We start from the raw sequence: 13,000 nt of genomic DNA, 5'->3' as shown, positions 1-13,000 counted from the left end.
CTCAGGTATGACGCGTCATGCAAATACCCATGCCAACCCAAGCGCTTGCGCGCTCAGCCATACGCCCGCACCCACCACCACCACGCCGATGGCGTGAGCAACACGCTCGCTATCCGGCGCCACGCGTTCGGCGGTAATCGCCGCCGTGACGGCCGCCATGATGCGCAGGTCCATCACGCCGCTCACGAGCAGGATCGCGGTGAAGCCGGCGCAGCAGTAGCTGCAATGCAGACCGATGCTCACGCCCTGCCGCCAGGGCGAACGGACGTCGACCGCCAGACTCCGTGCGCACGTCGGCGCGTTCCGGCAACAGGCAAGACGACGTGCTTTCCATCGGCTGAATTGCAGGGCGCCGCCGCTCAACACGACCAGACCGGCCGCGAGCGGAGCGCCGCGCGCTAACGCCGGCGAGCGCATTTCGAGCGCGGTGAGCGCGGCGCCCAGCGCGAAGCCCGCACATCCGCAAACGGTCCACACGAAGAAGTAGCCGAGACCCAGCAGCGCGCTCGATCCGCCGGTCCGTAACTCGCCGGCGAGACCCGCGCCGCCGGCCTCGCCGGTACCGCTGACGGCGCGCCGATAACGCCACCACACCGGCGCGAACGACGGCAGCATCATCGCCACCATCATGACCGTCCACATGCCGACAAGCGATGCCGCGGCGCGCGCCCAGGTTTGTCCGCACATCGGCCGCCACGCCGTCGACATCGTCCAGCCGCCGGGCATCGGCATCGCGCCCATCTTCGACATCGACGCGCAGCCGGCGATCGTCGCGGTCACGCTAGCCGCGAACAGCACGGCGATAACGACGACGAAGACCCATTCGCCGACGCGGGCTCGCGTCACGGGCGCGCTGGCGGTTGCACTTGCATCAGCCATACCCCACCTCAGCGCGTGGCGTACTCGTCGTGCCGCTTCCACCAGACGCCGGTTTCGTTGCGGCCTTTCGGTGCGCGATCGAGCCACTGGTACATCCCCCAGATACCATCCACACCGCGCGCGTAGGTGGAATACGTGTGGTACACGACGCCGTCCTCCAGCACGAACGCACTCAGTCCTGGCCGGTCCTGCGTATAGGTTGCCGGATCGGTGCCGCAGGTGGCCGCGAATTGGGCGACCGGTTCGGGCACCTGGGCCGCGTCCATGGCGTGCCCGCCGCGTTGGTAGTTGTATTCGACGCGCCCCTCGCGCTGCTCCGCGTCGGTGAACGCAATGTTGAAGTCGAAATTGAAATCGCTGCCGAACGACGAGGCCCACGGAAACGTCCAGCCCATCCGCTGCCGATACGCCAGCAGCTTCGCGAGCGGCGCCCGCGAGATCGCGGACAAGGACACATCGTGGTTCGCGAGGTGGACCACGAGTCCATCGAACCCGTCCGCGATCGACGAGCACGACGGGCATCCCGCCTTGTAGTCCGGTCCGAACATGAAGTGGTAAACGAGCAGTTGCGAGCGTCCGCGAAACAGCTCGGCCAGCGACGCGCTGCCTTGTTCGGTGTCGAACCGGTACGCCTTGTCGATGCGAACCCACGGCAACGCCTGGCGCTGCCGGACCAGTTCGTCGCCCTGCCGCGTGAACGCCTTCTCGGCGTCGAGCAATTCGAGCCGCGCGGCCAGCCATTGTTCGCGGGTTCCAACCGGATGCGTCGTCATCATGTTTCACTCCGTTAGGTATCCTGCGCCGTGGGGTCGGTCGCTCAGCGGCCGGGGCGGCGTAGGGGTTGTCGGTCGTGCTAGATTAGTCGCGCGCAATCGTTCGGAGGGAGTGACAAGTGTGGCGCGATTCGGATCGGCAATGGACTCGCTAGTCACGGCCGCGGCGCGCGCCCTCGCGGCAGGCGATCCGCTCGGCGCGCTGAATCATGTTGCGTTGCGAGACGACGCGCCGGCGCTCGCGCTGCGCGGCATCGCAATGGCGCAACTCGGCGACTTGCCGCGCGCCCGCGTGCTGGTGCGCGGCGCGGCCCGCGCGTTCGGACCGAAAGCGCCGCTCGCCCGTGCACGCTGTGTGGTCGCCGAGGCTGAAATCGCGCTGGCATCGCGCGATCTGAACTGGCCCGTGAAAGCACTCGACGCCGCGCGCGTTCTGCTCGACGCGCACGGCGACCGGCTCAACGCCGCCCACGCGCACTACCTGCAAGTGCGGCGCCTGCTGCTGACCGGTCAGCTCGACGAAGCCGAACACGCGCTCGCCGAACTCGACCCCACGCCCTTCCCTCCGTCGACGCGCGCCGCTCACGAACTGATGGTGGCCGGCATCGCGCTGCGTCGCATGCGCAGCGCAACAGCGCGCGCGGCCCTCACGCGCGCCGAACACGCCGCGCGTCAAGCCGGTATTGCGACGCTGATCGCGGAGGTCGGCCACGCGGGCCTCGCGCTAACCGTGCCCGCGGCGCGTCTGATCGAACGCGGCGAAGAACGGCTCCTTCGACTCGACGAGGTCGAAGCGCTGCTGGCCTCGTCCACCACGCTCGTGGTGGACGCTTGCCGTCATGTCATACAGAGCGCGGCCACGACGATCCCGCTCGCCAGCCGCCCGGTGCTGTTCACGCTGGCACGCATACTGGCCGAAGCATGGCCTGACGATGTGCCGCGCGACACGCTCGTCGCACGCGCATTCAGGGCCAAGCACGCGGACGAATCGCACCGGGCGCGGCTGCGGGTCGAACTCGGGCGGCTTCGTGCGCTGCTGGGTCCGCTGGCCGAGGTAAGCGCGACCCGGCGCGGCTTCGCGTTGGCGCCGCGTGGAACCGCCACGGCCGTGGTGCTCGCGCGGCCCGTCGACGAAACGCACGCTGCGCTGCTCGCATGCCTCGCCGACGGCGAAGCGTGGGCCAGCTCGGCGCTCGCGCTGGCGCTCGGCGCCAGCCAGCGCACCGTGCAGCGCATGCTCGATTCGCTGGCCGCGGCCGGCAAGGTGCAAGCGATCGGACGCGGCCGGGCGCGTCGCTGGACGATGCCGCCCATCCCGGGATTCGCGACGGCTTTGTTACTCCCCGCGCTGTTTTCCAACGACTAGGATGGACGCATGAACCGATCAGCCGCCACAATCCTCCGTGAATATGGACCCTTTCCGGGCGTCGACAGCGTGGGCGGCGTGACGTACGACGGTCAGCATGTCTGGCTTGCCGCCGGAACCAAACTGACTTCGCTCGACCCGTCGAGTGGTGAGACGCTGCGCTCGATCGACGTCGCCGCGCACGCGGGCACCGCCTTCGACGGCCAGCATCTGTTTCAGATCGCGGCGGATCGCATCCAGAAGATCGATCCGCAAACCGGCCGCGTGCTCGGTACGATTCCCACGCCCGGCGGCGCCGGTGCCGATTCGGGACTGGCGTGGGCGGAAGGCTCGTTGTGGGTCGGCCAGTATCGGGACCGCAAGATCCATCAGATCGATCCGCAGACCGGCGCGATTCTGCGCACCATCGAATCCAATCGCTTCGTGACCGGCGTGACCTGGGTCGAGGGCGACCTCTGGCATGCCACATGGGAAGACGACGCAAGCGAGTTGCGGCGTATCGATCCCGACACCGGCGAAGTGCTGGAGACACTCGAGATGCCGACGGGCGTCGGTGTATCGGGGCTCGAATCCGACGGCGCCGATCGTTTCTTCTGCGGCGGCGGCAATAGCGGAAAAGTGAGAGCGGTCCGGCGGCCGTCGGCCAAACGCGCGCCCAGTGAGTCGGAGTCGACCTCGTGAACGCCGGCTTCGGCGTCCACGACATGGCTCGCCCGCGCTAGAGCCTGTTCAGGTCGGCCAGATCCTGATTCAGGGTGCGGATACGGTCGTCCAGGGTGCGATTTTCGGTTTGAACCCGGCCAAGATCGTCCCGCAGTTTGCCGAGGCTGGTTCGCTGCTCTTCAGTCGAGCGGCTGTTCACGTTGATTAACGTCTGCAGAAAGTTGACGTCGAACTCGATGTTGCGCTCCTTACGGCCGCCTTGTTCACGCAGCGTTTGCTGTTGCCGCAGCTCGTTCTGCAGGTGTTGTTTGCATTCCATTATTTCCTGACGCACGTTATTGATCGACACATCGACGGCCTCCACGCTGCGCTGCGACGCGTCCCGACATCGCAGCTCGAAATCCCGCCTGTGTTGCAGTCTCATATCGGGCTGCTGGCGCCGCCGGATTTCGGCGTCGAGTAAATCGAGATCGCGCTGCGCTTGCCGCACCTCGGCCACGCGCGCTCTGCGCTCTCCATGAAGACCGGCTAACCGGCTCTCAAACTGTCGAAGCGGCGAACCGCCCTTGAGGCCAAGATCGTCATGACGCCGGTATTCACCGTTCACGTTGAGCCGGACAGGGATACCTGGCTTGATCGGGTCAGCGGGTTGGTAGACGCGTTCGGTTCGATGGTCGCGGTCATAACGGACCGCATAGGTATTTTTTCCGTCGCCGACGAAGCGCCGGCCTTTCTCGTCTATCCGAACGCCGGGATGCACGAGATCCGGGCGCAGTTTGCCGCTGGGACGTGAGATGTACGCGGCAGGCAGGAGGAGTTGTGGTGTCGAGTCGCTGGCGTGCGGGTATCGGCGCTCCGTCGACACGTGAATGGAAACCGGCGCCGATGGGCGGGCCGGTTCGGGTTGGTGAGGTTCCGGCAGTAAGTGTCCGGACCAGGAATTGGCATGAGAACAACTAGCGGATGAAAACATACGTTGACCTCGTCTGGGTGTCGTGACTGCTAGCAGTGAGGGAGATCGCGCAGATCGCGATCCAGATTCAGCACGATCTGATCCAGCGCGTGGTTCGCGTTCTGTATCCGGCGAAGATCGTCCTGGAGCCTGTGCAGGTCATTGCGCATGGTCGCGGACGGATGGTCGCTCGCATTGATCGCCGTCTGCAGCGCGTCGATCTCGCACCGCGTCGTCTGTTCGAGTTGCCGGCCGTCCTCGCGATGCCTTTGTTTGTCGGCGAGTTGCGCCTGCATCGAATTCCGGGCTAGCTGAACTTCGCGTCGCGTGGCTTCGACATGCCCTTCCTCGATTGCAATGGTCATCCGGGCGTCGTCCAGCGCCCGCTGAAAGGTCTGCTGTCTTTGCCGCAAACCAGCGTCCGGATTCGCGGACCGCCGGATTTCCTCAGCCAGCGCGGTCAACTCCCCTTGCGCGTAGTTCTTTCCTATCCGCGCGCTGTCGAGCTTCTGCTGCGCGGTTTGGAGTTTGCGTGCCAGTTCCTGCCCCGGCGAGCCGCCCTTCAACCCGACTTCGTTGTGTCGCACGTAACGACCTTCGCCGTTCAGCCGAACAGGAATGCCTGGTCTCGCCGGATTATCCGGTTGGTAGACACGCTCGGTCTGATGATCGCGGTCGAAACGAATCGCATACATGTGGCCGCCGTCGCTGATGTAGCGGCGTCCGTTTTCATCGATCTTCAGACCGGGATGGACGACATCCGGCTGTAATTTTCCGCTTGGCAGTGAAGCGTAACTGGCCGGCAGAGCATGATGAGGCGTCGACGGGCGCGGCGGCTCGGGTTGATGAGGTTCCGCCGCTGCGTGCGCGGACCAGGGATGGACAGGGGAACTGCTGACGGAAGGAAACATACGCTTACCTCGTCTCAGTGTAGGGTCTGCCCGCGCCGATGCACGGACAGCTCCATCACAACCGATTCACCGAACCACGAGGTAATAAATAACTATCGGCGCGCGGGTCGCGTGCGGTGTTGCCGCTGCGATCTAGCGCGCCGGGAACATCACCGACACGCTCAAACCCCGTCCGCCGTGCCCTGCTTCCAGCGTGACTTCGGCGCGATGCGCCCGGGCGATTTCCCGCACGATGGAAAGGCCCAGGCCACTGCCCTCTTCACTCGACGCGCGAAAGAACGGCTCGAACACGCGCTCGCGCAACTCGGCGCCGATGCCTGGGCCTTCGTCGGTGATCGTGACGACCCAGCGCGCGTCTTTCGCGGCCAGATCGAGCGCGACATGGCCGCCCGACGGCGTATAACGAATCGCGTTGTCCAGCAGATTGAAGAGCAGCACGGACAGCAACGGCTCGTTGCCCATCACCTCGGCAGGTTCGTCGAGTTGCGCCGATAGTTCGACGCCGCGCCGCTGCGCGAGTAACGCCAACTGTTCGATCGTGCCGGTCGCGACTGCGCGCAGATCGACGGGCACGCCCTGGAAGTCGGCATAGTCCGCAGCTTCCGCTTGCGCGAGTAGCAGCAACTGATTCGTGAGCGCCACCAGCGAAAGATTGCTGCGATGCATCGCCAGCAAGGCCTCCTTGATGGCCGCGAGATCGTCCTGACGGCGCGCATATTGCAACTGCGTGCCGAGCAGCGTGAGCGGCGTGCGCAACTGGTGCGCCGCGTCCGCGATAAAGCGCCGTTGCATCGCGGTCTTACGTTCGATGATATCGAGGCACTGATTGAACGCGCTCACGATAGGACGCAACTCGTTGCGCAACGGATCGGCCCGTACTCGCACCGATGCATTCGGCGCGCGCGCGAGCATGTCGTTGGCGAGCCGCATCAGCGGCCGCAATTCGAACGTCAGCCCGACGCACACCAGCACCACCGCAATCGCGACGATGCCGGCGAAGTGCAGCATCTGCGGTTGCCATAACGCGGCGGCGGTGGCGTCGCGCTGCAGCAGCGTGCGCCCGACCGATACCACCACGCGCTCGACCGCACCCGCGTCGTACATCGGCCGGATCAGCGACACCGCGCGGATCGGATGACCGCTCACCGTCGCGTCGTACCAGAGCGGCGACTCGTCCGGCACGCGCAGCGGGAAGTCCGAGGTGCCCGCAATCGTCGCGCCGCCCACTTCGCGAATGCTGAAATAGACATGGTCGCCGGCGGGTGAACTCAGAATTTCGATCGCGCTGGGCGAGATCTCCGCGTGCAGATAACCATTGGTCCACTCGATGTCGCCCGCCATCACGCGCGCGGACGAGAGCAGCGCTTCGTCCTGCAACAGCCGCGCGGTGCGCGCGGCGTTGTCGTGGGCAATCAGGCCGGCGGCGATCACGTAGACGGTCATCGGCAGCAGCAGCCATAACAGCAGCCTGAGTCGCAGGCTATTCGTCATCGGCGCCGTCTTCCAGCAGATAGCCGAGACCGCGTAGCGTAATGATCGTCGCGGTGCTCTTTTCGAGCTTCTTGCGCAGCCGCGAGACGTAGATTTCGATCGCGTCCTCGCTGGTCATCGCGTCGCCTTTGCTGAGCGAATCCGCCAGCATGGTCTTCGCGACGGTCTTCTTGGCGCGCAGTATCAGCGCTTCCAGCACCGCATGTTCGCGCGGCGTCAGCGCCAGCGGTTCACCTTCCACCGCGAACTGGCAGCGATCCATGTCGTAGGTGAGGTTGCCGCATTTGAGTTTGTTGGAGCGCGACGGCGCCTGGCGACGCGCCAGCACCTTCACGCGCGCCACCAGCTCACGCGCGTCGAACGGCTTGACGATGTAGTCGTCCGCACCCGCGCCGAGCAGCACCACTTTTTCATCGACGGCGCCGGTGGCCGTGAGGATCAGCACCGGCGTCGCGTCTTCGCGCTCGCGCATGCGGCGCAACACGCTTTTGCCCGACAGGTGCGGCAGATTCAGATCGAGCAGCACCACGTCGTAGGGGACGGCGCGCAGCGCGCTCTCCGCGGCTTCGCCGTCGCTGACACGGTCGAGCATGAAGCCGTCGTCGAGCAGAATGCGCGCGAGCCAATGCGCGAGCTGGTCATTGTCTTCTACGAGCAGTAGCCTCATTCCTTCCATCCCCAAAGCGTTCATGCGGTCTTGTATTGCTCCCGCGCCGGCGCGGAACGGTACAGGACCAGCGTGGCGACCACGCCGCACACGGCGGCGAACGACATCCACGCGCCCGGCGAAGCCTTATCGCCGGTAGTATGAATCAGCCACGTCGAGATGGCCGGCGTGAATCCGCCGATCACCGTGGCGAGGCTGTACGCCATCGAAAAGCCGGTGGTGCGCACATGAGCCGGCATCAATTCCGTCAACGCGACGACCATGGCGCCGTTGTACCACGCGTACAGCACCGACAGCCAGAGTTCGACCATCAGCAGACGCCCGAAAGACGGTTGCGCAACCATCCATTGCATCACCGGATAAGCGGTCAGAATCGCCAGCACCGTGCAGGCCAGCAGCACCGGGCGACGGCCGATGCGATCCGACACGGCGCCCGCGATCGGCAGCCAGATGAAGTTCGATACGCCGACGCACACCGTCACCAGCAGCGCGTCGAGCGAAGACAGCTTGAGTACGACCTTGCCGAAGGTCGGCGTGTACGCGGTGATCAGATAGAACGATGCGGTCGTCATGATCACGAGGCCCATGCCGGCGAGAATCAGACGCGAGTGCTGCACCATCGACTTTGCGATTTCGCCCATGCTCGGGCGATGCCGGCGCGCGGCGAATTCCTCGGTTTCCTGCAGCGAGCGGCGCACATAGAACAGGAACGGCACGATCATGCAGCCGACGATGAACGGAATGCGCCAGCCCCATGCGTTCATTTCCGAAGCAGGAATCAGGCGGTTCAACAGCACGCCGAGCGACGCCGCGAACACCACGGCGACTTGCTGGCTCGCCGACTGCCACGAACAATAGAAGCCGCGATTGCCCTTGGTCGCGATTTCGGACAGATAGACCGATACGCCACCCAGTTCGACACCTGCGGAAAAACCTTGCAGCAAGCGCCCGAACAACACGACGGCCGGCGCCAGCAGGCCGATCGCCGCGTAGCTCGGCACGAACGCGACGCACGCGGTGCCGATCGCCATCAGCGTCAGCGACAGAATCAGGCCCTTGCGGCGGCCGTGATGGTCGATGTACGCGCCGAGCACCAGTGCGCCGACCGGACGCATCAGAAAACCCGCGCCGAACACGGACAAGGCCAGCATCAGCGACGCGAATTCGTTGCCGGTCGGAAAGAACGTGGCGGCAATCGCGGCCGCGTAGTACCCGTACACGGTGAAATCGTACATCTCGAGGAAGTTGCCGCTGGTGACGCGGAACACCGCTTTGACGCGCGATTCCCTGGACTTGGGCGGTGCGCCGGCGGGCGCGGTGGCGTCGATCGTGGAGGGGGATGTCATCGTGACCTCGGTGGTTGAGCCCGGCGTTGATGGCCGGGTTAATCTGGGTATGGCGGGACGAACACGTCCTCGGCGGTCGGCGTGGCCGCCGGGTCCGGCTTCATGTTTCAGGGAAATGCGTGGGATCAGCCGATCGTCATCACGGCCTTGCCCAATTGACTGCGTGATTCGAGTGCTTCATGCGCCGCTTCGACGTCGTCGAATGTGTAGCGGCCGCTGATCTCGACTTTCAGCGTGCCGTCCTGCAGCGCGGCGAATATTTCATCGGCGCGGCGCTGCACGGTCGCGCCGTCCGCGAGGTGATCGGCAAGGCGCGGGCGGGTCAGGAACAACGATCCCGCTTCGCCCAGTTCGATCGGATCGAGATCGTTCAACGAACCGGAGACGGAGCCGTAATTCACCACGAGACCGCGCGTGCGGGTCGCGCGGAAACTGTCGCGCAGCGTCACGCGCCCCACCGCGTCGAACACCACGTCGACTCCTCGACCCTGGGTCGCTTCGCGCACGCGGTCGGCGAAACCGCCGTCGTCATAGAGCATTACGTGGTCCGCACCGTGCGCGCGGGCCACCTCGGCTTTCGCTTCGCTGCTGGTCGTGGCGTACACCGTGACGCCGCGCCGCTTCGCGAGCTGCACCAGCAACTGGCCGATGCCGCCCGAGGCCGCATGCACGAGACAGGTGCTGCCCGCGCCGAGTCGCGCGACATCTTCCAGCAGATAGTGTGCGGTCGAACCCTGGAAGATCGCGGCGGCGGCCAGATCGAACGGAATCGCGTCGGGAATGCGCGCGACACGCGCCGCCGGCACCACCGCATAGTCGGCATAGGCACCCCACGAAATACACCACGCCACGCGGTCGCCGCGCTCGCACGAGCTCACGTTCGAACCGGTCTGGACGACCTCGCCCGCGCCTTCCATGCCCAGCGTGATCGGCAAGCGGACCGGATAGGTGCGCGACTCGCGATACTTGCCCTGCCGCGTATGGACGTCCATGAAGTTGATGCCGGCGCAACCAACCCGGATCAGCACCTCGTCCGGTCCCGGCGATGGAATCCCGATGTCGACGCGGCGCAGAACCTCGGGACCGCCGTATTGTTCGATGCGTATGGCCTTCATATGTCGTGTTCCGTGCTCTTGAAGAGTGATGATGCGGCTCAGTGCGCCGCGACGGCGCTGACTTCGTCGGCGAACCGGTTGGTATAGGTCCGGCTCAATTCGACGTGACGCGGCACGATCTCCGGGTTCACCGCGGCGAGCGCGCCCAGGACAGTCTGCGGCGCGCCGTCGGGCATCCTGCCGTCACGCGAAAACGACGGCATCGTCGCGGCCAGAGCCTGCCGGTACAGCGATTCGTTAGCGCCGACGAAATCGCGCGGCAACACGGCCATGATCTGATCGGCGCTGTGCGTGGCAATGAACGCGAGCGAGCGCACCATGGCGCGCACCAGCCGGCGGCTTTCGTCCGGATGCGCGGCGACCCACTTGCGCTGCGCGTACAGGCAGGAACTGGCGTACGGGCCGCCCAGCGCAAGCCGCGTACCCTCGATGCTGCGCATGTCCACGAGGACCTGCGCCGTGCCGGCGGCGAGCAGTTTCGATGCCGTCGGTTCCTCGACCATGACGGCGTCGATCGATCCGTTCTTCATCGCATCGGCAAAACTGTTGTCGGAACCCAGCGGCACGACCGTATAGGCGTTCGCGGGCAGACCGGCGCGTTGCGCGAGAAAGCGGCTCAGGAAGTCGGTGGACGCGCCGAAACCGGTCACGCCGAGCCGCCGGCCGCGCGCGTCGGCCATGCTCTGCATCGGCTTCGCGACTTTCGTCGACGCGAGTTCGGCCAGTCCCGCGGAACGCGCGAGCACGACGATCGCCTCGACTTCGAGGCCGCGGCTTTGCAGATCGATCGTATGGTCGTAGAAACCCACCGCGCCTTGCACGGCGCCGGCAATCAGTTCGGTCGCGGTGTCCACGCCAGCGGGTTCGGACAGGATGTCGACGTCGAGACCCTCGTCGCGGAAGTAGCCTAATCGCGACGCCAGTGTGACCGGCAGGTAGACGATCTTGGTTGCGCCACCCGTCATCAGCGTCAGCTTTTCCGCCTGGGCATGGGGCGTCCAGAGCAGGATCGCGCAGGCGGTCGAGGCGAGCGCCATGAAGCGGGCGAACGGTGGCATGTCAAACGGTCTCCATATGCGAGCACTCGTCCGATGTTGACGGATCGTCTCGTGCCGCGCTTGCCGGGGAGTATAAAAAACCAACGCCTTCTGCCTGCTTTCCGTCGCGCGGAAATGTTGTGGGTGTTTACCCTCTGCGAGCGGGTGCGAAGGCGTTTGCGGCGAAACGGGACGATGCCGTGGCGGTGGTTCGGCCGTCGGTCAATGGCCTTGTTTAACGCGCGCGAAGCGCTCGTCGAAGTCGCGCGCGAGCGCACCCACGGTCAGCTCGCCGAACCGTGCGAGCAACGCGGCCTCGGCTTCCTGCATGGTTTTAGACAGGCCGGCGTTGACGGCCTGCTCTACCAGGCATTGCGGGTCGTCGTCCGTCAGTAGTTCGGAGAAAAGCGGCGGTTCGCCCACCGCGTGGTAGACGTCCAGCAGCGTGAGCCTGTCGAGATCTTCGGCCAGAACCCAGCCGCCCCCGTGGCCTTTTCCAGAGCGCACGTAACCCTGATCGCGCAGACCCGCCAGCATTCTGCGCACCACCACGGCGTGCGTGCGCAGCATCTGCGCGATCGTTTCGGACGTCAGCGGGCCGTCGTGCCGATCCATGTGAATCAGCACGTGCAGCATCCGCGAGAGCCGGCTGTCGGTTCTCATTGCTCACCTCGTTGTTGGACCCCGTCGCGTCGAATCAACTCACGCAACATTAAAAGTTGCAAGAAGTATAGCACTCGACCTATCATGCAACTCGTGATGTTTCATGAAATGCGTACGGACGCTTAAGCGGTTGACCGGGCGGCGCACGCCCAACATTGGAGAGAAACCATGCAGACCGGACACGATGTGATCGTTGTAGGAGGGAGCTTCGCGGGGCTATGGGCGGCGATGCAACTGGCGCGTGCCAGACGCCGCGTGCTGGTGATGGACGCGGGCCTGCCGCGCAACCGGTTCGCTGCGCTCGCGCACGGCTTCTTCGGTCAGGACGGCAAGCCGCCGGCCGAGATCATCCGCGAGGCCGCGGCACAACTCGCGTTGTACCCGACGGTGCAGATGGTCGAGGGCGAGGCCGTCGCGGCCGAACGGGTCGCGGACGGGTTTGAAGTGACGCTGGCGGGCGGTCGCGTCGAGTCGGCTTCACGCCTCGTTCTCGCGACCGGCGTGAGAGACGAATTGCCCGCCATTCCCGGACTTCAGGCACGTTGGGGCAAGACGGTCGTCCATTGTCCGTACTGCCATGGCTACGAGGTGCGGGATCGGCGTCTCGGCGTGCTGGCGAGTCACGCGTTGTCGATTCATCAGGCACTGCTCGTTCCGGAATGGGGGCCGACGACCTATTTCACCCAAGGCCACTTTGAACCTGACGCGGAACAGATTGCTCATCTGGCCGCGCGGGAGGTTCGGATCGAACGCTCGCCGGTGGTCGAACTGCTCGGCGAGGCGCCCCATCTCGACGCGCTGAGACTCGCCGACGGACGCGTGATCTCGATCGACACGCTATTCGTCGCGCCGAAAACCCACATGACGAGTCCGCTCGCCGAGCAACTCGGCTGTGCGTTCGACGACGCGCCGCTCGGCCGTATCGTTCGCGTCGACGGATTCAAGCGGACCACCATCGACGGCGTCTATGCCGCGGGCGACGCGACCAACGCTATGACCAACGCGACGTTCGCTTCGGCGGCGGGCGCCATGGCGGCGGTGAGTGTGCATCAGTCGCTGGCTATGCCGGCGCACGTTAGCTAACGGACCGGGTTGTTTTAATCGCGCAGGCGGCGACTTCTGCAACGCTCAGCGCTT

The 13,000-nt window shown here is 65.4% G+C and carries 13 protein-coding genes; 3 read left to right on the top strand and 10 right to left on the bottom strand.

The features are described 5' to 3' along the window. Positions 1-15: 15 nt before the first annotated feature. Both BX591_RS12740 and BX591_RS12735 read right to left on the bottom strand, forming a co-directional pair. Complete coding sequence (locus tag BX591_RS12740) at positions 16-879, bottom strand: DUF2182 domain-containing protein (protein WP_111931784.1); 864 nt, start codon at positions 877-879, stop codon at positions 16-18. Between the two features lie 8 nt (positions 880-887). Then, positions 888-1,652, bottom strand: coding sequence for a DUF899 domain-containing protein (locus tag BX591_RS12735; RefSeq protein WP_176343085.1), 765 nt, complete (start codon positions 1,650-1,652; stop codon positions 888-890). A 142-nt stretch (positions 1,653-1,794) separates the two neighbouring features. Between BX591_RS12735 and BX591_RS12730 the strand changes: the two genes are divergently transcribed. Both BX591_RS12730 and BX591_RS12725 read left to right on the top strand, forming a co-directional pair. Beyond that, complete coding sequence (locus BX591_RS12730; protein ID WP_111931782.1) at positions 1,795-3,018, top strand: helix-turn-helix domain-containing protein; 1,224 nt, start codon at positions 1,795-1,797, stop codon at positions 3,016-3,018. 9 nt (positions 3,019-3,027) lie between these two features. Then, positions 3,028-3,699, top strand: coding sequence for a Vgb family protein (locus tag BX591_RS12725; RefSeq protein WP_111931781.1), 672 nt, complete (start codon positions 3,028-3,030; stop codon positions 3,697-3,699). A 37-nt stretch (positions 3,700-3,736) separates the two neighbouring features. On the opposite strand, the gene BX591_RS36085 is transcribed toward BX591_RS12725, so the two are convergent. The 8 genes from BX591_RS36085 to BX591_RS12680 form a co-directional block, all read right to left on the bottom strand. After that, the gene (locus BX591_RS36085; protein ID WP_146749757.1) at positions 3,737-4,654 is read right to left on the bottom strand and encodes a BAR domain-containing protein; all 918 of its coding nucleotides are present in this window, start codon (positions 4,652-4,654) and stop codon (positions 3,737-3,739) included. Between the two features lie 29 nt (positions 4,655-4,683). Next, positions 4,684-5,328 carry a hypothetical protein gene (locus BX591_RS12710; RefSeq protein ID WP_111931778.1) on the bottom strand — a complete coding sequence of 215 codons (645 nt, stop codon included), beginning with the start codon at positions 5,326-5,328 and terminating at the stop codon, positions 4,684-4,686. A 348-nt stretch (positions 5,329-5,676) separates the two neighbouring features. After that, positions 5,677-7,035: a sensor histidine kinase gene (locus BX591_RS12705; RefSeq protein WP_111931777.1), complete on the bottom strand. Its 1,359-nt coding sequence runs from the start codon at positions 7,033-7,035 to the stop codon at positions 5,677-5,679. Continuing rightward, positions 7,025-7,702, bottom strand: a complete 678-nt coding sequence (locus tag BX591_RS12700; protein WP_111931776.1) for a response regulator transcription factor — start codon at positions 7,700-7,702, stop codon at positions 7,025-7,027. Before BX591_RS12700 ends, BX591_RS12705 begins: the two co-directional genes overlap by 11 nt. Before the next feature lie 20 nt (positions 7,703-7,722). Further along, the gene (gene tcuC, locus BX591_RS12695; RefSeq protein ID WP_111931775.1) at positions 7,723-9,048 is read right to left on the bottom strand and encodes an MFS transporter; all 1,326 of its coding nucleotides are present in this window, start codon (positions 9,046-9,048) and stop codon (positions 7,723-7,725) included. A 125-nt stretch (positions 9,049-9,173) separates the two neighbouring features. Next, on the bottom strand, positions 9,174-10,163 hold the full coding sequence (locus tag BX591_RS12690) for a quinone oxidoreductase family protein (RefSeq protein WP_111931774.1): 990 nt from the start codon (positions 10,161-10,163) through the stop codon (positions 9,174-9,176). A 38-nt stretch (positions 10,164-10,201) separates the two neighbouring features. Next, on the bottom strand, positions 10,202-11,221 hold the full coding sequence (locus BX591_RS12685; RefSeq protein ID WP_111931773.1) for an ABC transporter substrate-binding protein: 1,020 nt from the start codon (positions 11,219-11,221) through the stop codon (positions 10,202-10,204). A 201-nt stretch (positions 11,222-11,422) separates the two neighbouring features. Continuing rightward, on the bottom strand, positions 11,423-11,863 hold the full coding sequence (locus BX591_RS12680; protein ID WP_111931772.1) for an Rrf2 family transcriptional regulator: 441 nt from the start codon (positions 11,861-11,863) through the stop codon (positions 11,423-11,425). Positions 11,864-12,031: 168 nt separating this feature from the next. Between BX591_RS12680 and BX591_RS12675 the strand changes: the two genes are divergently transcribed. After that, positions 12,032-12,946, top strand: coding sequence for an NAD(P)/FAD-dependent oxidoreductase (locus BX591_RS12675; protein ID WP_111931771.1), 915 nt, complete (start codon positions 12,032-12,034; stop codon positions 12,944-12,946). Positions 12,947-13,000 lie beyond the last annotated feature (54 nt).

Origin of the sequence: Paraburkholderia bryophila, from assembly GCF_003269035.1 — a bacterium.
GTDB lineage: Bacteria > Pseudomonadota > Gammaproteobacteria > Burkholderiales > Burkholderiaceae > Paraburkholderia > Paraburkholderia bryophila.
This window is presented reverse-complemented; position numbering and strand designations above follow the sequence as displayed.